Here is an 18,039-nt window from a genome sequence, read left to right as displayed (position 1 = left end):
AGTCAGATGGCTGATATCACCGAGTTGATCGTCGCCGATCATGAGTGGTTCCGTCAGCAGTTCGCCAGGCTGGACGCGCTGCGGCTGCAGGCACCGGTCAACAACGCGGCGCTCGAGCGGGTGTGGCGCCCGCTCGCCGACAAGCTCGACGTGCACGCCTATATCGAGGAGAAGATCTTCTACCCACAGCTGTTGAAACGCGGCACCCATGACCCCGAAGGCGAGACGCTCGACGCCATCGGCGATCACAACGACATTCGCGACGGAGTGCGCGACGCCGACGCGGCTCAAATCGGGACGGAACAGTGGTGGGCGGCGGTCGGCCGCACCCGGTCGGCCAACGACGACCACATGGGCGAAGAGGAACGGGACGGATTGCCGGACTTCCGCCGCAACGCCCCGATCGGCCTGCGCGACGCGCTCGGGCGGCAGTACAGCGACTTCATGGCCGAGCATCCGACCACCGAGGGATTGCGGATCGTCGACCGCGACCCCGAAATCTACGTCGGGACGGTCGAGGACGAGTCGCCACCCAAACGCACCGACTTTTCGCTTCGTATCGGCAGCCTCAAAGGCAAATGAAAGTGCGCAGAGAACCCGAGCTGGCGCGGCGCTTCTTCGATCGATTCGAGCCGGTGCATGCGGTGACCTACTTCGCGCCCGAGGCGCGGGCGGCGCTGGATGGACTGGGCTACCGAGGCTTCTGGATGGGTTACTTCGCCGCCCGATCGGCGCCGCTGGGCATGGTGCCGTGGGAGGTGGTGACCGCGATCTTCTACAACTTCGCCCCAGAGCGCGTCGCGAAGGCGCTACCCACGGCATGGGACATCGCCGGTCCCGAGGCCGCGTTACGCGCCCGCCAGGAATCGGCGGTCGCGGCCCTGCGCCGCTACGGCGTCGAAGCGGATGAAAACGTTGCCGTGGCAGGCGAGTTGGCGGGCAGAGCGGCGCGCGGAGCCCCGCTCGATGGGCGACCGCTGTTCGCCGCGAACCTGGCGCTGCCGTGGCCGGACGAACCGCTGGCCGCACTGTGGCACGCCGCGACGCTGCTCCGTGAGCAGCGCGGCGACGGGCATGTGGCGGCGCTGGCGGCCGCCGGTGTGTCCGGCCGGGAGTCCAATGTGCTGCACGCAGCGGCCGGTCGAGTCGAGCGTGACTACATCGCCCGCACCCGTGATTACGACGAGGCGGCATGGCGCCACCATGAGCAACGGCTCGTCGAACGTGGATTGCTCAACGACGACGGCACGGTGACCGCGGCCGGTCGGGAATTGAAGGACCACATCGAATCGAGGACCGACGCGCTGGCCCTGTCTGCGCTCGATGCCCTCAGCGACGAAGAGGTGGAAACGTTGTTTCGGGCGCTCACGCGCATCACCCGCGCGGTGATCGCCGGCGGGGACATCCCCGCCAAGACCCCGATGGCCCTGCGTCGCGACGAATTAGACGATGGCGGCGCGCATTTAGGCAATCGATAGCGAGAAGACCCGCGGGCTCAGGTGCTGCCGTCCGGGCCGCTGATCGGTTGGGCCGCAATGTGATCCATCGGCGGTCCGTCACCGTTGGACGTGCCGTGGTCGGAGACGGCGGTGGCCAGCACGGTGCCGGCTTCGATCGTCCCGACGATCTCCACTTGGTCGTTGATGGCGAAATGTGAAGCGCCGGTGACGAGTTGGCCGCCGGCGCGGGAAATGACGGTGGTGTTCGGGGTGACGCGGTAGGTCTGGGTGTAGCCGTTGGGACTGCGGGCGGTCACCGTGTCCGCAGACGTGGCGATGACGGTCCCCTCCTGCCGCACCGGATGGGCGGCCGGCGGCGGCCCCAGCGTCGCCTCAACCGACGGCTTGTCGGGCTCGACGTAGGCGAGCAGCACCGCCAAGCTCGCCGCGCACAGCACCGAAGCGGACACCATCTCACATGCCGCCGCGACGCCGGACAGCCCGCGAAGCGCGCGGCGTCCCGTGCCTGACGTACTTTGCTCCGGAACCTCGGTCACGCTGCGCTTGCCGTCCACGGTCGGTCCTTCCTGCGGTTTTATGCCAAGCAACCTCGGCCCCTACCGCATCAGGTCGTTGCTCGTGGTGTTACCCGCAGGGGTGCGCCGATAAACCGCGCCGCCAAGGCGCGGCCGGATCCGAAAACCGGCCAGGGCCGGGGTCAGCCCTTGACAAGGGTGAATTGCGCGACGTCGGTGTAGCCGTCGCGGAACAGGTCGGCGCAGCCGGTGAGGTACTTCATGTACCGGTCGTAGACCTCTTCCGACTGAACCGCGATGGCCTCGTCGCGGCGCGACTCGAGCGTGGTCGCCCAGGTGTCGAGGGTGCGAGCGTAATGCAGGCGCAGCTGCTGAACGCGCTCGACGGCGAAGCCGGCCCGCTCGGCGTGCTCGACGACGCCCTTGGCTTGTGGCAGGTCCCCGCCCGGGAAGATCTCGTCCATGATGAATTTCATGAACCGGATCTTGGTCATGGTGATGGGCAGTCCGCGCTCGGCGAACTCCTCGTCGCTGGGCTTGATGATGGTGTGCAGCAGCATCACGCCGTCGGAGGGCAGCGCCTCGTAGGCCATCTTGAAGAAGTCGCTGTAGCGGTCGCGCCCGAAGTGCTCGAAGGCGCCGATCGACACGATGCGGTCCACCTTCTCGTCGAACTGCTCCCAGCCCCGCAGCAGCACGCGCTTGCTCCGCGCGGAGGGGTGCTGGTCGAGACGCCGCTGCACGTGCGCCTGCTGATTGCGGCTGAGCGTCAGCCCCACGACGTTGACGTCGTAGCGCTCGAGCCCGCGAACGATCGTGGTGCCCCACCCGCAGCCGATGTCGAGCAGCGTCATGCCCGGCTGCAATCCGAGCTTGCCGAGCGAGAGGTCGACCTTGGCGATCTGCGCCTCTTCGAGGGTCATGTCATCGCGCTCGAAATATGCGCAGCTGTAAGTGCGCGTCGGGTCCAGGAAAAGCTCGAAGAACTCGTCGGACAGGTCGTAGTGCGCCTGCACGTCCTCGAAGTGCGGCTCCAAGCCGGCAGCTTCGGTCTGGTCTTCAGGCATGGCACTTCCCCCGGACATGGATTTATTGGGCCCGGCGGCGTGTGATCTCAGCCGCTCGAGTTTCCGGCGTAGCAGTCTATCCGCCCGGATGGCGACTCCACGAATTGACGGCCCTACCTGCAGGAATCGGGACGCGGAGTTTTCCAGGTGTGGGCGATGCCCGCTCGGGCTAATTGGAGGTGAGGAGCTGTGCCGAATGGCACCGAATGGGGAGGCCAACCATGGAACCGATATCGCCGACGGATGCGCTGTTCCTGATCGGCGAGTCGCGCGAACATCCGATGCACGTGGGATCGTTGCAGCTCTTCGTGCCGCCCGAGGACGCCGGGCCGCACTTCGTCCGCGAGTCCTATCAGGCGATGCTCGAGTGCACGGACGTCCAACCGACGTTCCGTAAGCACCCGGCCTTCCTCGGCGGCATCACCAATGTCGCGTGGTCGTTCGACCGGGACGTCGAGCTCGATTACCACCTCCGCCGGTCGGCCCTACCGGAGCCGGGACGGGTCCGTGACTTGCTGGAGTTGGCGTCCCGGCTGCACGGCAGCCTGCTCGACCGGCACCGTCCACTTTGGGAAGCGCACCTGATCGAGGGTCTGGAGGACGGGCGCTACGCGGTCTACACCAAGTACCACCACTCCCTCATGGACGGCATTTCGGCGCTGCGGCTGGTGCAACGCGCCTTCAGCCCCGACCCGGATGACGACGAGCTGCGGGTGCCGTGGACTCTGGGCCCACGCCGGCGCAGGGAGCCGAGGAAGCAGCCGTCGCTGCTCGAGCGCGTCGGCCGAACCGCGGGGTCGGCGTTCGCGCTGGCGCCGTCCACGGTGCGGCTCGCGCGCGCGGCGCTGCTCGAACAGCAACTGACCCTCCCGTTCCGTGCGCCACGCAGCATGTTCAACGTCCGGATCGGCGGTGCCCGGCGGGTGGCCGCCCAGTCCTGGTCGCTGGACCGCATCAAGGCGGTGAAGTCCGCGGCCGGGGTGACCGTCAACGACGTGGTGCTGGCCATGTCCTCGGGGGCGCTACGCGCCTATCTGCTCGAGCAGAACGCCCTGCCGGGTGACCCGTTGACAGCGATGGTGCCGGTCAACCTGCGCAAGGAGGGTGACGAGCGCGGCGGCAACATGGTCGGGACGTTCCTGTGCAATCTGGCGACCGACCTCGACGACCCGGCGAGGCGGCTGGAGATCATCAGCTCGTCGATCCGCGACACCAAGGAGGTGTTCCGGCAATTGCCACCCGTGCAACAGCTTGCCCTCTCGGCGTTCAATATCGGGGGGCTGTTCTTCGGGCTGATTCCCGGGTACCTCTCCACCGCCTCGCCCCCGTTCAACGTCGTCATCTCGAACGTATCGGCCGGCCCGTCGGAACCGGTGTACTGGCGCGGCGCCCGGTTGGACGGCAACTACCCGCTGTCGATCCCGCTCGACGGGCAGGCGGTCAACATCACCGTGACCAACAACGCCGAGAATCTCGACTTCGGCCTCGTCGGATGCCGCCGCAGCGTCCCGCACCTGCAGCGGCTGCTCGGCCACTTGGAGACGTCGCTGAAGGACCTGGAGCGCGCCTTCGGCGCGTGACCATTGCCGAGGCTATTCCAGAACGAATACCGGGATCTGCCTTGCCGTCTTCTCCTGGTAGTCGGCATAAGGGGGAAAGGCCTCCACCGCCAACCGCCACCACTGCTCCCGCTCAGGCCCTTCCAACTCGCGCGCGGTCAGGGCGGCGACCTTCTCGCCGTCCTGCACCGTCACCGCCGGATTGGCCTTGACGTTGAAATACCACGATGGGTGAGTGGGTGCGCCGCCTTGCGACGCCACCATCGCGTAGCGGCCGTCCTTTTCGACGCGCATCAACGGCACGTACCGCTGCTTGCCGGACTTGGCCCCCGTGACCGTGACCAGGACGACGGGGCGGTCGAGGATCTCGACCCCGTCGGTCGTGCCCTGCTGCAGGATTCGCTCGGTCTGCTCGCGCACCCAGTCCCTGGGGCTCAGCTCAATCCGGTCGGTCATGGCCCTCTCAACACGGCGGCACCGCGTATCCATTCCCAGCACAGCGCGTCGTCGGCTACCTACCGATCGGAGGCACCGGCGCCGGGTAGTGGCGCACCCGGTTTCCGCCGGCGCGCTTCGCTTCGTACATGGCGGCGTCGGAAGTGCCGATGAGATCGATGATGAGCTGGGCATCGGCTACGGCCGACGAGGCGTCGAGCGCGACGCCCGAGGTGCCGATGCTGGCGGTGATCGGGAAGGGTAGCTCGGCTATCGCCCGGCGAAGTCGTTCGGCCATCCACACGGGGTTCGGTGTGATGTCGGTGTCGACGATGACGAATTCCTCGCCGCCGACGCGGCCGATCACCGCCGAGGGGCTGCAGTTCTCTTGCAGCGCCGCGCCGACCGCGACCAAGGCCTGATCGCCCACGGCGTGCCCCCGGGTGTCGTTGAGCTTCTTGAAGTTGTCCAGGTCGATCACCGCGATCACCAGGAACTCTCCCGCGGATCGCCCGCAACTCGCCATCAGTTCATACACCGCGTCGTAGAAAGAACGCCGATTGTGCAAGCCCGTCAGCGAATCACGGTCGGAACTCCGAAGGTCGGTTCGCAGCGTATGGACCAGCGACCGGATTCCGAATGGCACGCCTATGTTGAGGGCCATCACGCTAATCAGCCCCGCGCTTATCAGCGCGACGTCACCGGTGGCCAAGATGAATCGCAATGCCAGGCTCACCGCGGACACGGTCGCCACGACAAAGTTGACGATCACGTAATAGCCGTCATGGAAGTAGGCGATGAAACCGCCGAGCATCGCAAACGTGGTGCAGCCCATCAACCCCGTGTAGGAGTTCGACAAACCCAAACAGGTCACGGCGATGGCCGCCATCGCGCCGACGGAGAAAAGGATCGACTCCCGTCGGGTGGGCCAGTGCACCAGCCACAGGGTCGCGCCGGCGAATCCCAATGCCGATATGACGACGGACGCCGCCCGCGACGTCGCGTTGACGGGTCCGGTCGGGCTCCACAGCATGAGCAGCGGCAGCGCCGCCTGGGACGCGGTGAAAGCGCATGTCGCCCGCTGCCACATGCCCTGACGGCCACGGCCCTTCAAATAGGCGGTGACCCATTCATACTGATCGGCTTGCTTCACTGCGGCGATTCCATTGTTTACGCCGCAATCAAATCGGACGATTGTTTGCCACGGAAGAATTAAAGACCAACCGCGACGAAGTGCAAATTCCGCTAAACCGCGGAGCCGATTACCTCATCGAGGCTAATCCGGGCACGCGGGCGGAAACCCGGCGCGTTTGGCAATCGCGTCGCGGTACGCATAGACCCGGTCGGGGATCGTTCCCAGCACCGCGACGGTGCGGCCGTCGCGCCCATACGCGGCGACGAACTCCCATCCGTCGGGATAGCCCTCGACGATTTCGATGGCATCGTAATCCGTTGGGACACCGAGCATCTGGACCTTCACGTCATATTGATCGGACCAGAAATACGGCACCTCGTCATGGGCTTCCGCCCCGTCGGACCCCGCCAGCAGCGTGCGAGCCGCCGCCGCGCCCTGCCGTCCGGCGTCGTCCCAGTGTTCGGTGCGCAGGTGCCGTCCGTAGAGCGGGTGCCACCAGCGCGCAACATCGCCGGCGGCCACCACCGTGGCGTCGGCGCCTTCGGCGGCGCCCGTCGCGTCGCACAGCACCCCGTCGTCCAGGTGCAGTCCCGAGCCGGCCAGCCAGTCGGTGGTGGGAGTGACGCCCAGCCCGACGATCACGAGATCGGCCGGAATCTGTGAGCCATCGCTGAGGCGAACCGCCTCCACGTGTCCGTTACCGGTGAACGCGTCGACGCCCACGTCGACCCGCAACTCCACGCCATGCTGGCGGTGCAGTTCGGCCCAGCGCGGGGCGAGTTCCTTGCCCAACGCGGCCAGCAGCGGGCTGGTGGCCTTCTCGATGAGAACCACATCCAGTCCCGCCGAGCGGCAACTCGCGGCCACTTCGGCGCCGATGAACCCGCCTCCGACCACGACGACCCGCGGTCGCGAGCCGAGCCTTTCCCGGATCGCCAGGCAATCGTCGACCGTGCGGAGCATCAGTACCCCGTCGGGGACCGGGCCACCCGGCCATTCGCGTGGTGTCGCACCACTGGCGATCACCAGTCCATCGAATTGCAGTGCCAGATCGCGGTTTTCGTCGCGCAGGTGGACGGTGCGCGACGCCAGGTCCAGCTTGGTCGCCGACGCGCCCCGCAGCACGCGCGCATCCAATTCGAATTGGGGGGCCAGGTCGACACCGGCGCGATGCACCGTGCCGGTGAGCAGTTTCTTCGAGAGCGGCGGCCGGTGATACGGGGCGTGCCGCTCGGCGCCCACGATGGTCAGGGCACCGTCGTAGCCATCCTGTCGCAGGGTCTCGGCCGCGCGGGTCCCCGCCACGCCGGCACCGACGACGACAACCTCCTTTAGCTGACGGCTCGGCATGGGCTCACTCCTTCACCGTGATCGCCTGCGTCGGGCAAGACACCTCGGCGCCGATCAACTGCTGGCGCAACTCCTCCGACGGCTCCGCCTGGAGCACGTGGAGTCCGTCTTCTTGCACGTCGAACACCTCGTGGCAGATGCTCATGCACACGCCGTTGCCATCGCAGGTGTCGAGATCCACCGAGACCTTCATCGGACGTCAACCTTTCCCGACGCGTTGCCTGACCCATTGCGGGAAGTCTCGATCCCTTGCGACTGGTCGGGTGACTTTCCCTGGGACCGCGCCCGCTCGCGCGCGGCTTTGGCCACGGGCGAGTAGTTGAGGTAGTCGACCGCCATTTGCGTGGACCCCTCGTCGTTCGGATGGTGGCTGGGCCGCAGGTACCGCACGGGCGTCGTGACCATCAGCTTCCACGGGCCGGGCAACTTGTACTCGCGGGCGGCCGAGAGCCAGTCCCGCCACCGCCACTTTTGGTCGATGGTCGGGTCCTGGGCCATCAGGTAGCGGGCTCCCGCGACCCACCAGGCGATGAACAGCGGCGTCGTGAAAAACATCGAGAACGCCCTGATCCAGTAGTTGCCGCTGACGTGCTGGAAGACGTCGTAGACCAGCGCGCGGTGCTCGACCTCTTCGGCGCCGTGCCAGCGCAGCAGGTCGAGCATCATGGGGTCGGCATTCGCGTAGTCCAGGCCGCGGTTGGTCAGCACCCACTGGCCCAGCATCGCCGTGTAATGCTCCAGCGCCGCCACGTCGGCCAGCCGTCGATACAGCCACCACCGTTTCATTGCCGGCGGAAACCACTTGGGGGCATCGCCCAGCGTTATCGACAGCAATCGCCCGAGCCGGTCCGTGTACGGCTTTGTGTCGATGCCCTGTTCGGCGAGGTGGTCGAGGACCACCTGGTGCGCCCAGGCGTGCCAGGACTCCTGCTGGATGAACGGTTTGATGGCCGCCTCCAGCTCCGGGTCATCGACCAGCGACGACGCTTCGAGCACGGCCTTGATGAAGTGCCGCTCGCCCTCGGGCAGCAGCAGGTGCAGGACGTTGATCATGTGGGTCGAGAACGGATCGTCGGGCACCCAGTGCAGCGGCGTTTCCGACCAGTCGAAACGAACCATCCGGCGGTACTTCGGATGTCCCTCATGGTGTAGTTGGACCTCTGGCATCGGTTTGCTCCTCCCGCCGACGGGTCGTGCGTCGTCGGCTTCCCCTTCGTATTTCGAGAGAGCGGTCGATCCAAGGGCGGAACGCAGGTCGCCGCTTAGCGACCGTTCAACCGGCCGGGTACCCACCCGCTCCCGGCATCATGCGTACCGGCGGTACCGGGTTCCCTGGCAGTTCGCTGTGAACGAGTGTTTACCGAGGCAGAGCCGACCGAGGCGTGATCCCGATCGGGAAGCAACCGCGCCGCGGCACGGTTGAACGGGCCATGCGCGTCGGAGTCGTGTTCCCGCAAACCGAGCTCGGTGGAGACCCCGCGGCGGTGCGCGCGTATGGGCAGCGCGTCGAGGAACTGGGCTACACGCACATCCTCGCCTACGACCACGTCGTCGGCGCCGATCCGGCGGTGCACCCGGGCTGGCAGGGCTACTACGACATCGACGACACGTTTCACGAGCCGTTCGTGATGTTCGGCTACCTGGCCGCGGTGACCTCGCTCGAACTGGTCACCGGTGTCATCATCTTGCCGCAACGCCAATCGGTGTTGGTGGCCAAGCAGGCCGCCGAGGTTGACCTGCTCACCAATGGGAGGTTCCGGCTCGGTATCGGGTTGGGCTGGAACGACGTCGAATACGAGGCGCTCGGCGAATCGTTCACCAATCGCGGCCGGCGTTCCGAGGAACAGGTCGAGCTGATGCGCAAGCTGTGGACCGAACGGTCGGTGACGTTCAACGGCAAGTACCACACCGTGACCGGGGCGGGCCTGGCCCCACTGCCGACTCAGCGCCCCATCCCGGTCTGGTTCGGTGCGGCATCCGACCGCGCCTACGAACGCGCCGGACGGCTGAGCGACGGCTGGTTCCCGATGATGGAGCCGGGACCCGGCCTCAATTACGCGCGTGATCAGGTGCGGCGCGCGGCGACGGCTGCCGGCCGCGACGCCGACGCCCTCGGGATGGAGGGCCGGGTCAGCTGGACCGGCGAGCCCGAGAAGATTGCCAACGACATCGCCGCCTGGAGGGCCGCCGGGGCCACGCACGTGTCGGTGAACACCATGAAGGCCGGCCTGGCGACGGTCGACGACCACCTCGGCGCGTTGGAGAGGGTCGCCGCCGATCTGAGGTAGCCGCGTTTTAGAAGACCACGAACCAGATGGCGATGTACTGGCAGATCGCCGCGAGCGCGGTGCAGGCGTGAAAGACCTCGTGATAGCCGAACGTCGTCGGCCATGGGTCCGGCCAGCGCAGTCCGTAGAACAGCGCGCCCACGCTGTACAGCGCGCCGCCCACGACCAGCAATACGGTCGCGGCGACGCCGGCGTTGCGCAGGATCAACCCGGTGTAGGCGACGGCCACCCAGCCCAACAGCAGGTACAGCGCCACGCCGAGCCAGCGCGGGGCCGTCGGCCAAAACAGGGTCAACGCGATTCCCGCGATCGCGCCACCCCAGACGATCGCCAGCACCACGTAGCCGGTCCCCCGGGGCATGGCGAGCCTGGCGAAGGGGGTGTAGGTGCCGGCGATCAGCACGAAGATCATCGAGTGATCGAGCCGCCTCATCCAGTTCCTGATGACCGCCGACTCCCAGTGCACGCGGTGATAAACGGCGCTGACGGCGAACATCGCCACGATCGCCAGGACGTAGGTCAGCGTCGAGTGACCCGCCCGCTTGGATGCCTCGGCCCACGAGACCGCCACCAACGGCGCGCCCGCAATGACGGCCGCGAAGGCGCAGTACTGGTGGATCCAACCGCGCAGCCGCGGCTTGGTCACGACACCGTCGGCAATGGGCATCGGTCCGAAAGGCTTGGGCTGCAAGGCGACATCCGTCCGAATGGTCAACGTCGCTCCCCTCGCCAGCGGGCCTGGTTCGATGATTTCGCCGCAACCTGGGCGCCCGCTACGTGCAATCTGTGAGTAGCGTGTGCGCGAACGGCTATCGACGACCGTGGCTAAGCCATCACGCCCTGGTGGACCTGGTCTCCGCCACGGCGCTTGGCGGCATACATCGCGTCATCGGCGATCCGGATGAGCTCCTCGACGGTTCGTGCGATGTCACCGGTCAGCAGCCGTAGCTCGGCGCTGGCGATGCCGACGCTGGCGGTGACCTTCGGGAAAAGCCCGGCGAGCGCGTTGCAGAATCGCGTGGCCAGTGGGGTGACCTCCGCGGCGACGGTGGTCAGCGCGACCAAGAACTCCTCGCCGCCGGCGCGACAGATGACCGCGTCGGCGGGAGCGTTCTCGCGCAGCAGACCGGCCACGGCCCGCAGGGCTCGGTCGCCGGCGAGGTGTCCGTGGGTGTCGTTGATTCGTTTGAAGTGGTCCAGATCGACCATCACGACCGCCAGGTGGGTGTGCGCCGGCGGTGGATGCGCCAACCGGTGACCGACCGCATCGGTGAACGCCCGCCGGTTCAGCAGTCCGGTGAGCGCATCCTCTTCCGAGCGCTGAACGTACGTCCCCATGGCGCGCGACATGCCCCAAATGCCCAGGGGCACCGACAAGTTGAGAAAGGTATTTATCCAGAGGGCGGAGGCCGCCGTGGCAATGTTGGCCTCATGAGCCAACCGCAGCACCGCCGTGACCGTAACGCCGAGCGCCACCGAGCTGTTGAAGAGTAAGAGCTTGGGGCCGTGGAAGAACGCGATGTAACCGCCGGGCACGGCCATGGCCGTGCACGCCAGCGCGGCAAGCGCCCCGGTGGGCTGCACGAGGCTCCACCCGCCGACAAATAGGGCGCCCAGGGCCACTCCGACTTGCGACTGCCGACGGGTGGGCCAGTGCACCAGCCACATCACGGTCACAGCGAGGGTGAACGCGACGGCAACCCCGCCGGTGATCACCTCGACGAGGGTGGGGTTGTCCTGGCTCGGCAACACGGTCAGCGGCACGAATGCGGACGATCCTGCGACAACGACCAAAATCATCCGCGCCGGCCGCATCATCCCCCGTTGACGCAGGAACGCGGTGGTCCACTCGTAATGATCGGGCTGGCTCCACCACGCTTTGAGCCGTGACATCGGTGAGCGAACCTCCGGCCAAGCGTCGGGTCCCGTACTGCTCGGCAGCGGTGGGACAAGTAGCAGCTCATGCTATCGGTCGCCGCCGCCGACGGCCCGTCGGTTTGGGATCCCACCGGTGCGGCGATCCTCACAGGATCAGCCATCGAAGCGAAGGAGATCCCGCGTGGATCAGCAAGTCAACATCGACCCGCCGCCCGCGCCCGAAGACGCGAGGAAAGCGACCGAGGAGCAGCGGAAGCTCCAGGAGAAACTGGAGCATCAACGAGATGACCCGAACGGGCCGGGTCTGCATCAGTCCCGAGACGACCTTCCCGACGAGAGCACGCGGTAGTCCCGTGCAATTGATCGAACGGGACCGATTCGTGGTCACGCAGAAACGAGATACGTTCCGTGCCCTTCGATCACCGTGCCCCCGGCCAACCGCAAGACTTCGCTGACGAGCCTGTCGTCTTGGTTTCGGTGCGCGATGACAACGGTGTCGATTCGCGCGTAGTCGCCCTCGACGACACAGCGGAGGTGGGAACGCGCTGCGACGCGTGGGTCCACCGTACGCAGGCGGGCAACGGTCGCCGGGCGACCGGGCACTCATGTGGTAGACAGGCCGCGTATGCGGGATGACTCCTTGCCCATCGCCAGCCAGACCTGCTGGCGGGTGGAGCGCGCCGACCAGCTGGCCTGCATCATCGACGCCGCAGACTATTTTCGGCAGGTGAAGGCGGCGATGCTGCGCGCCAACCATCGAATCATGTTGATCGGCTGGGACTTCGACGCCAGGACGGCGTTCGAACGAGGAGGAAAGAAGCTCGCCGGCCCCAACCAGCTGGGCGCCTTTCTGTACTGGCTGCTCTGGCGACGACCGGCCCTTGAGATTCAGGTGCTGAAATCCAACCTGCGCCTGCTGCCGGTTTTCGACGGCCTGTGGTACGGCGTCACGCCGGTGTCAGTCGTGAATCGGCTCAGCAGCAGCCGATTGCGCCTGGCCATCGACGGGGCCCGGCCGACCGGCGCCGTCCATCACCAGAAGATCGTGATCATCGACGACGTCCTGGCGTTCTGCGGCGGCATCGACCTCACCCTGGATCGCTGGGACACCCCGGAACACAAGCACAACAACCGGTTTCGCCGCGCGCTCGGCCGCAGGTACGGTCCTCGACACGAGGTCGCGGCCGCGGTGGACGGCGCCGCAGCGCTCGCCCTCGCCGAGGTCGCCCGGGAAAGGTGGCGGAACGCAACCGAGGAGTCGCTGGCCCCGATCGAGTCGGCGCGCCCCGTCTGGCCCGGCGGCTTGCGGCCGATTTTGCGCGATGTCGAGGTCGGGATCGCCCGCACGTTGCCCACATTCGGTGAGCGCGACGAGGTTCGCGAGGTGGAAGCGCTCAACCTCGCGGCGATTGCGGCGGCGCGTCACACCATCTATCTGGAGAACCAGTACCTGGCGGCCCGACAGGTGATCGAGGCGCTGGCCGCTCGGCTCAAGGAGCACGACGGTCCGGAGGTCGTCATCGTCCTTCCACGCCGGGGCCTGAACCGCCTCGAGCGCGAAACGATGGACAGCGCACGCCACCGGCTCATCCAAGAGCTCTGGGCGGCAGACGAACACCGGCGCCTGGGCGTCTATTGGGCGGTGACCGACGGCGGCTCGCAGATCTACATTCATTCGAAGGTATTGGTCGTCGACGATTGGCTGTTGCGCGTCGGCTCGTCGAACTTCAACAACCGGTCGATGGGCTTCGACAGCGAGTGCGACCTCGTCGTCGAAGCGGACCCGAATGCCGAAGCACACGAACACATCCGGCGAGCGATCGAAGGGGTGCGACAACAACTCGTGTGTGAGCATCTGGGCGTTTCCGTCGACGAGTTCGAGCGGACGATCAAGCAGGGTGGGTCCTTCCTGGGGGCCGTCGACACGCTGCGTGGGCAAGGCAAGACATTGCGGCGGTTTACCGGGCGGACCGTGGCCGGCGAGGACAATGCGCTGGCCGAGAGCGACCTGATGGATCCGGACCACGTTCCGCGTTCCCTGACCGGCAGTATGCGGCGGTTGATTACGAAGCTGTCCCGCTGACCGTCGGCCCTTCAGGGACGAGCACATCAATCAGGCGCTCGATTCGTTCGGCGACCGCCGCGCGCGGCACCCGGATCGCCGACACGTCGTCGAAGTGACATAGCCCGAGGAGTAGCAGAAAGACGGCTTTGGTGGTGGCCTTTGGGTTCGCATCGGTGCCGGAGAGCGCCCCGACGAATCGGTCGGCGTACTCGTGATGCCACTGGCCGATCAGGGACGCCAACCGCGCGTCGCGGCGGCTGGCGAGGTGCAGCTCGGCGATGAGTCGGCGGTTCTGGCGCATCCCGGGCTGCAGATAAGCCATGGCGATCGCGTGCAGTGGGCGTTCGCCGCGACCGTTCCGCAGCGCGACGGCGGTGATCTGCTCAAGGGCACGCACCGCCGCGGCGTACAGCAATTCCTCCCGGTTGGGGAAGTGGTTGTAGACCGCGGTCGGTGACACCCCGGCCCTCTCGGCGATCAGCGGCAGGGTGCTGCCTTCGAATCCCCGTTCAACGCATACCGCCGCGGCCGCCTCGAGCAGTCGCCGGGTGGTGATCTGCCCGTCGGAGTTGGGTGGGCGTCCCCGGGATCGGCGCGCCGGGGCCGGCCGCTGTTTCCTTGCAAAATGAGTGCCCATTCATAAAACTATCTCACAGGAGGGGTCGGCGGCAGGCCGGAGACGAGGTGACCATGGGCATCGGCTCTCACGTGATGGACGCGGTATTGGAGTGTTCGCGGGCGGAAGCGGCGCGGCGCGCGTACCCTCCGGAATTCCCGGTGCTTCCGCCCGTACCCGGCGCGCGATATTCGGATCCCGGGTTCGCCAAGCTCGAAGCCGCAGCGGTCTTTTCCCGCTCGTGGTTGTTCGTCGCGCACGCCGACCAACTGCGGAACGCGGGTGATTACCTGCTGCTCGACCAGCTCGACGGCCCGGTGATGCTCGTTCGCGGCGGGGACGACGTCGTCCGCGCGTTCTACAACACCTGCCGCCATCGCGGCGCCGCGCTCGTCGAAGAGCCGCAGGGGAATGTCGGCCGCCGGCTCACCTGTCCCTTCCACGCCTGGACGTACTCGCTGGACGGAAAGCTGGCCGGGCACCCGGAGGCGCTGAACTTCTCCGACCTCGACCGTGACTGTCACGCCCTGGCAGAGGTGCGGTGTGCCTCCTGGGGTCCGCTGGTATTCATCAACCTTGACGCGGACGCACGGCCGTTGTCCGACTTCCTCGCCCCCGTCGGTGACGACCTCAGCGACTTCGCCGGACTGGACGGACGCCTGCATCTGGTGGATCGCACCGTTCGCCACGTCCCGGTCAACTGGAAGCTTCCGGTCGACGCGAATCTCGAGAGCTACCACGTCAATTACGTGCACCGGACGACGGCGGCCCGAACGCTGCAACAATCGGGGACCGCCATCCAGTTGCTACCGAACGGCCACTCCCGCATGCTCGTCCCCTACCGCGACGGCGTCGACGGCGAGGCGCTGTCCCCGTTCCCAAGCGTTTTCCCCAGCCTCGGTGATCTGCCGTTCCGCGGAACGTTCTCCTATCACGTGTTCCCGAACCTGAGCATCGTGTTCGCCGGGACCGGGTTCGTCTTCCTGATCACCAACTGGCCCACCGGTCCGTCGACGTCGGCGTACAACGTCCACTGGTGTTCGTCGCTGGGCGTGGACCATGACGCGAACCGGGACACGAACGCGATGGTGATCGCCGCATTGTCTCGGGTGCTGTTCGAGGATCTCGACGTCCTGCCCGGCCAGCAGCGTTCGCTCGATGCCGGCACCCTCGAATCACTGCGGCTCGGCTATCAGGAACGGCGCATCTACTACCTGCACGAGGCGATCGACCGAACGATCGGCGTCGATTCCGTTCCCGAATCCCTCCGCGTCCCGCAGGTGCTCGCGCCGTTCGTGCAGGACTGACGTGCATCCGTTCGTCGCGCTGATGCGCAGGTACTGCATCGACTACACGAACTCGCATGATCAATCCGTGTGTCCCGAAATCATGGAGCCCGACTACGTCGTCCACATCAACGGCTTGTCGCTCGTCCGTTCGACCACCTACGCCGACGCCGTTCGCAAGATCTTCAACGCCGCACCGGGTTTGGGCATCGTGGTGCACGAGTTCGTGCTCAATGGTGATCGGCTGTGCATGCACTTCAGTGAGCACGCGGCCATGCCGACCGGAAGAGCGCGCGCGCTCGCCTGCTGGCGCGGCATCGGCCTGTACAAGTGGAACGGCCACCGCCTGACGGAGAACTACGTCGAGCAGGATTATTTCGCAATGCAGGCACAGATGACGAGCGGCCACCCGCACCCATTGATGCCGCCACACCTCGATCCGTGGACGACGACCGAGCCGGTACCCGCAAATCCCGCTGCCGAGCGCACCGTGCGCGCGTGGCTCGAGGGGGCCGGCCTTGCCGCCGCGCCCGCACACGACATCGACGACGCGCGCACCGGGGCGACGTACCAGGCGGTGCTCGATGCCCGCGAGGTGGTGGTCAACGATCTCTTCTCCGCGGGCGCCGATGTTCCCTTCCACATCACGATCCGGGGTCCGTACCGAGGTGGCCTGGGAGCCGCTGCCGAAGCGCACATCGGAAAGACCGCCACGCTGCACGTCGCCGGCATCGCCCGAGTCGCCGACGGCGCCGTCGCGTCCGTTCGGGCGGTGACGGCGCGTTCGCAGACCCTGGCCGAGCTCACGCGCGGACGGTAGCCCTGCTCAGTAGCGCCGCAGCTTTTGGGCGCGACCGGTGAGGGCGGTGATCCGGTAGTGATCGCGCTGGCCGGGCAGCGTTGGCACAGCGGGAATCTCATGGGTGGTGGTGACCAGCATGGTGTGCACCGGGATGTCCGCTTCCCCCGTGGGGATAACCACCGTGGGGAAGAGGATCGTTGCGGTGACCGAACCGGAATCGCCGAATTCGTGAGTCGTCACGCTCAGGCACCAACCCAGGTCGGCGACGAACGTACTACGGATCTGTTCGCGCTCGAAGTTGAACGTGCGCTGACCGTGTTCATAGCTGAGGACGTAGGGTGGCCGACCGGGGATGGGCGGCGCGGTGAGGCAGTAGTCGATGGAGACGCCGTCACCGACGAGGTCACAGCAGTAGTCGGGGAACGTCCGGTGGGTGGCAGTCGCTGCGATCATAGAAATTGGCTTTCTGGGTTCACAATTCGCTGGTCGGTCGCGGTTTCCATCAACAGCGTGGCGGTTCCGACCCCGCTGGGCACGAGTAGTGGGCTACTCGATTTATGCGGTCGCGGGGCTTCGGCCCTCACCAGCTCGCGACAAACTGCGGCTAAAGTAGGGCGTCCACGGAGCTGCCTTCAGATGAACACGGAGGTTGACGCCTGTTTTCCCGCTCGCGCCAGGCGGCGGCGGAACCACCGCCTTGGTTCACCGCCGCGCTGAACCAACGACCGGACCATTGTGACGTCGAAGTCGACGGTTGCCGCATTCACCTGCGCGCCTGGGGCGCCGCGGACCAACCCACGGTGGTGCTCGTCCACGGCGGCGCGGCCCACTCTGGTTGGTGGGACCACATCGCGCCGTTCTTGTCCCGCACGCATCGCGTGATCGCGCCGGATCTGTCTGGGCACGGGGACAGTGGCACGCGCAGCAGCTACGACCTGCAAACCTGGGCAAACGAAGTGATGCAGGTGTCGACGGTCGCCGGAGCCTCGGGACGACCGACCATCGTCGGCCACAGCATGGGGGGCTGGATCGCGGCGACGGCGGCGATGAGTTGCGGCGACCAAATCAATAGCATGATTGTGATCGACTCGCCGCTGTGGGAGCGTTCGCCGGAGGAGGCGCGGTTACGCAACCGCACCCACAGGTTGTATCGGACCAAAAACGAAATCCTGGAACGTTTTACGGCGGTTCCCTCGCAGCAAGTGATCCTCCCCTACGTCCGGCAGCACATTGCGGCCGAGTCGGTGCGGAAGACCGGCGGAGGGTGGACTTGGAAGTTCGACCGGGCGATCTTCGGCGATCAGGTCCTCGAGTCGACGGCCTCGGACGAGGAGTCGCTGGAGACCATGATGGCCGAGATGCGTTGCCGCTTGGGCTATGTGCGTTGCGAGGCCGGATTGGTGCCGCCCGCCATGGGCGAACGAATCCGCTCCATGCTGCAGCTGCGCGGGCCGTTCGTCGAATTGGCCGAGGCCGGCCATCACCCGATGCTCGACCAACCGCTCCCCCTCGTCTCGACGCTGCGCACCCTGCTTGAATTCTGGTCGATCACCTAACCGCGGCGTTCAACCCGGTTGCACGCC

At 66.6% G+C, this 18,039-nt stretch carries 20 protein-coding genes; 9 read left to right on the top strand and 11 right to left on the bottom strand.

Annotation, left to right across the window (positions count from 1 at the left end; all coding sequences use genetic code 11):
* The first annotated feature begins 6 nt into the window (after window positions 1–6).
* Both AC5Y2S_RS04770 and AC5Y2S_RS04765 read left to right on the top strand, forming a co-directional pair.
* Window positions 7–582 (top strand): hemerythrin domain-containing protein, encoded by a 576-nt coding sequence (locus tag AC5Y2S_RS04770; protein ID WP_499954141.1) that lies wholly within the window; start codon window positions 7–9, stop codon window positions 580–582.
* Window positions 583–584: 2 nt separating this feature from the next.
* Entirely contained in the window at window positions 585–1,478 is an 894-nt protein-coding gene (locus AC5Y2S_RS04765; protein ID WP_499954140.1) for an SCO6745 family protein, read from the top strand.
* Window positions 1,479–1,495: 17 nt separating this feature from the next.
* Here AC5Y2S_RS04765 and AC5Y2S_RS04760 read toward each other — a convergent pair whose 3' ends face one another.
* The gene (locus AC5Y2S_RS04760) at window positions 1,496–2,014 is read right to left on the bottom strand and encodes a hypothetical protein (protein ID WP_499954139.1); all 519 of its coding nucleotides are present in this window, start codon (window positions 2,012–2,014) and stop codon (window positions 1,496–1,498) included.
* 143 nt (window positions 2,015–2,157) lie between these two features.
* On the bottom strand, window positions 2,158–3,042 hold the full coding sequence (locus AC5Y2S_RS04755) for a cyclopropane mycolic acid synthase family methyltransferase (RefSeq protein ID WP_499905574.1): 885 nt from the start codon (window positions 3,040–3,042) through the stop codon (window positions 2,158–2,160).
* 221 nt (window positions 3,043–3,263) lie between these two features.
* Here AC5Y2S_RS04755 and AC5Y2S_RS04750 point away from each other — a divergent pair, with 221 nt between their 5' ends.
* The gene (locus AC5Y2S_RS04750) at window positions 3,264–4,622 is read left to right on the top strand and encodes a WS/DGAT/MGAT family O-acyltransferase (RefSeq protein WP_499954138.1); all 1,359 of its coding nucleotides are present in this window, start codon (window positions 3,264–3,266) and stop codon (window positions 4,620–4,622) included.
* Window positions 4,623–4,634: 12 nt separating this feature from the next.
* Here the strand turns inward: AC5Y2S_RS04750 and AC5Y2S_RS04745 are convergent, their stop codons facing one another.
* The 5 genes from AC5Y2S_RS04745 to AC5Y2S_RS04725 all read right to left on the bottom strand — a co-directional run bounded on the left by AC5Y2S_RS04745 (window position 4,635) and on the right by AC5Y2S_RS04725 (window position 8,688).
* The gene (locus tag AC5Y2S_RS04745; RefSeq protein ID WP_499954136.1) at window positions 4,635–5,057 is read right to left on the bottom strand and encodes a nitroreductase family deazaflavin-dependent oxidoreductase; all 423 of its coding nucleotides are present in this window, start codon (window positions 5,055–5,057) and stop codon (window positions 4,635–4,637) included.
* Window positions 5,058–5,112: 55 nt separating this feature from the next.
* A complete protein-coding gene (locus AC5Y2S_RS04740; RefSeq protein WP_499954134.1) occupies window positions 5,113–6,189 on the bottom strand; it encodes a GGDEF domain-containing protein in 1,077 nt (358 codons plus the stop codon).
* A gap of 123 nt (window positions 6,190–6,312) precedes the next feature.
* A complete protein-coding gene (locus AC5Y2S_RS04735) occupies window positions 6,313–7,521 on the bottom strand; it encodes an NAD(P)/FAD-dependent oxidoreductase (protein ID WP_499954132.1) in 1,209 nt (402 codons plus the stop codon).
* A gap of 4 nt (window positions 7,522–7,525) precedes the next feature.
* Window positions 7,526–7,714: a ferredoxin gene (locus tag AC5Y2S_RS04730; protein WP_499905567.1), complete on the bottom strand. Its 189-nt coding sequence runs from the start codon at window positions 7,712–7,714 to the stop codon at window positions 7,526–7,528.
* Window positions 7,711–8,688 (bottom strand): metal-dependent hydrolase, encoded by a 978-nt coding sequence (locus tag AC5Y2S_RS04725; protein ID WP_499954130.1) that lies wholly within the window; start codon window positions 8,686–8,688, stop codon window positions 7,711–7,713. The genes AC5Y2S_RS04730 and AC5Y2S_RS04725 overlap by 4 nt, the downstream gene beginning before the upstream one ends.
* A gap of 263 nt (window positions 8,689–8,951) precedes the next feature.
* Here AC5Y2S_RS04725 and AC5Y2S_RS04720 point away from each other — a divergent pair, with 263 nt between their 5' ends.
* Entirely contained in the window at window positions 8,952–9,809 is an 858-nt protein-coding gene (locus AC5Y2S_RS04720) for an LLM class F420-dependent oxidoreductase (protein ID WP_499954128.1), read from the top strand.
* 7 nt (window positions 9,810–9,816) lie between these two features.
* Here the strand turns inward: AC5Y2S_RS04720 and trhA are convergent, their stop codons facing one another.
* Together trhA and AC5Y2S_RS04710 are read right to left on the bottom strand one after the other, a co-directional pair.
* Window positions 9,817–10,476, bottom strand: coding sequence for a PAQR family membrane homeostasis protein TrhA (trhA, locus tag AC5Y2S_RS04715; protein ID WP_499954384.1), 660 nt, complete (start codon window positions 10,474–10,476; stop codon window positions 9,817–9,819).
* A 158-nt stretch (window positions 10,477–10,634) separates the two neighbouring features.
* A complete protein-coding gene (locus tag AC5Y2S_RS04710) occupies window positions 10,635–11,702 on the bottom strand; it encodes a GGDEF domain-containing protein (RefSeq protein WP_499954126.1) in 1,068 nt (355 codons plus the stop codon).
* Window positions 11,703–11,868: 166 nt separating this feature from the next.
* On the opposite strand from AC5Y2S_RS04710, the gene AC5Y2S_RS04705 reads away from it, so the two are divergent.
* Window positions 11,869–12,036, top strand: coding sequence for a hypothetical protein (locus tag AC5Y2S_RS04705; RefSeq protein ID WP_499954124.1), 168 nt, complete (start codon window positions 11,869–11,871; stop codon window positions 12,034–12,036).
* 276 nt (window positions 12,037–12,312) lie between these two features.
* On the top strand, window positions 12,313–13,770 hold the full coding sequence (locus AC5Y2S_RS04700) for a phospholipase D-like domain-containing protein (RefSeq protein ID WP_499954122.1): 1,458 nt from the start codon (window positions 12,313–12,315) through the stop codon (window positions 13,768–13,770).
* On the opposite strand, the gene AC5Y2S_RS04695 is transcribed toward AC5Y2S_RS04700, so the two are convergent.
* Window positions 13,751–14,389: a TetR/AcrR family transcriptional regulator gene (locus AC5Y2S_RS04695; RefSeq protein WP_499954120.1), complete on the bottom strand. Its 639-nt coding sequence runs from the start codon at window positions 14,387–14,389 to the stop codon at window positions 13,751–13,753. The genes AC5Y2S_RS04700 and AC5Y2S_RS04695 overlap by 20 nt on opposite strands.
* Before the next feature lie 53 nt (window positions 14,390–14,442).
* Between AC5Y2S_RS04695 and AC5Y2S_RS04690 the strand changes: the two genes are divergently transcribed.
* Window positions 14,443–15,675, top strand: a complete 1,233-nt coding sequence (locus AC5Y2S_RS04690) for an aromatic ring-hydroxylating oxygenase subunit alpha (RefSeq protein WP_499954118.1) — start codon at window positions 14,443–14,445, stop codon at window positions 15,673–15,675.
* A 1-nt stretch (window position 15,676) separates the two neighbouring features.
* Complete coding sequence (locus AC5Y2S_RS04685) at window positions 15,677–16,474, top strand: hypothetical protein (RefSeq protein WP_499954116.1); 798 nt, start codon at window positions 15,677–15,679, stop codon at window positions 16,472–16,474.
* A 6-nt stretch (window positions 16,475–16,480) separates the two neighbouring features.
* Here the strand turns inward: AC5Y2S_RS04685 and AC5Y2S_RS04680 are convergent, their stop codons facing one another.
* Window positions 16,481–16,909 (bottom strand): hypothetical protein, encoded by a 429-nt coding sequence (locus AC5Y2S_RS04680; protein ID WP_499954114.1) that lies wholly within the window; start codon window positions 16,907–16,909, stop codon window positions 16,481–16,483.
* A gap of 203 nt (window positions 16,910–17,112) precedes the next feature.
* Between AC5Y2S_RS04680 and AC5Y2S_RS04675 the strand changes: the two genes are divergently transcribed.
* On the top strand, window positions 17,113–18,012 hold the full coding sequence (locus AC5Y2S_RS04675) for an alpha/beta fold hydrolase (protein ID WP_499954382.1): 900 nt from the start codon (window positions 17,113–17,115) through the stop codon (window positions 18,010–18,012).
* Window positions 18,013–18,039: the final 27 nt, after the last annotated feature.

The sequence above is a fragment of the Mycobacterium sp. NGS69 genome (assembly GCF_059812165.1).
The sequence above is the reverse complement of the archived record's forward strand: the minus strand, read 5'-3'. Positions and strand labels throughout refer to the sequence as shown.

Coding starts and splice junctions, on each gene's coding strand:
- AC5Y2S_RS04770 (WP_499954141.1), top strand. CDS start 7: ATGGCTGATATCACCGAGTTGATCGTCGCCGATCATGAGTGGTTCCGT.
- AC5Y2S_RS04755 (WP_499905574.1), bottom strand. CDS start 3,042: ATGCCTGAAGACCAGACCGAAGCTGCCGGCTTGGAGCCGCACTTCGAG.
- AC5Y2S_RS04750 (WP_499954138.1), top strand. CDS start 3,264: ATGGAACCGATATCGCCGACGGATGCGCTGTTCCTGATCGGCGAGTCG.
- AC5Y2S_RS04745 (WP_499954136.1), bottom strand. CDS start 5,057: ATGACCGACCGGATTGAGCTGAGCCCCAGGGACTGGGTGCGCGAGCAG.
- AC5Y2S_RS04735 (WP_499954132.1), bottom strand. CDS start 7,521: ATGCCGAGCCGTCAGCTAAAGGAGGTTGTCGTCGTCGGTGCCGGCGTG.
- AC5Y2S_RS04730 (WP_499905567.1), bottom strand. CDS start 7,714: ATGAAGGTCTCGGTGGATCTCGACACCTGCGATGGCAACGGCGTGTGC.
- AC5Y2S_RS04725 (WP_499954130.1), bottom strand. CDS start 8,688: ATGCCAGAGGTCCAACTACACCATGAGGGACATCCGAAGTACCGCCGG.
- AC5Y2S_RS04720 (WP_499954128.1), top strand. CDS start 8,952: ATGCGCGTCGGAGTCGTGTTCCCGCAAACCGAGCTCGGTGGAGACCCC.
- trhA (WP_499954384.1), bottom strand. CDS start 10,476: ATGCCCATTGCCGACGGTGTCGTGACCAAGCCGCGGCTGCGCGGTTGG.
- AC5Y2S_RS04710 (WP_499954126.1), bottom strand. CDS start 11,702: ATGTCACGGCTCAAAGCGTGGTGGAGCCAGCCCGATCATTACGAGTGG.
- AC5Y2S_RS04700 (WP_499954122.1), top strand. CDS start 12,313: ATGCGGGATGACTCCTTGCCCATCGCCAGCCAGACCTGCTGGCGGGTG.
- AC5Y2S_RS04695 (WP_499954120.1), bottom strand. CDS start 14,389: ATGGGCACTCATTTTGCAAGGAAACAGCGGCCGGCCCCGGCGCGCCGA.
- AC5Y2S_RS04690 (WP_499954118.1), top strand. CDS start 14,443: ATGGGCATCGGCTCTCACGTGATGGACGCGGTATTGGAGTGTTCGCGG.
- AC5Y2S_RS04680 (WP_499954114.1), bottom strand. CDS start 16,909: ATGATCGCAGCGACTGCCACCCACCGGACGTTCCCCGACTACTGCTGT.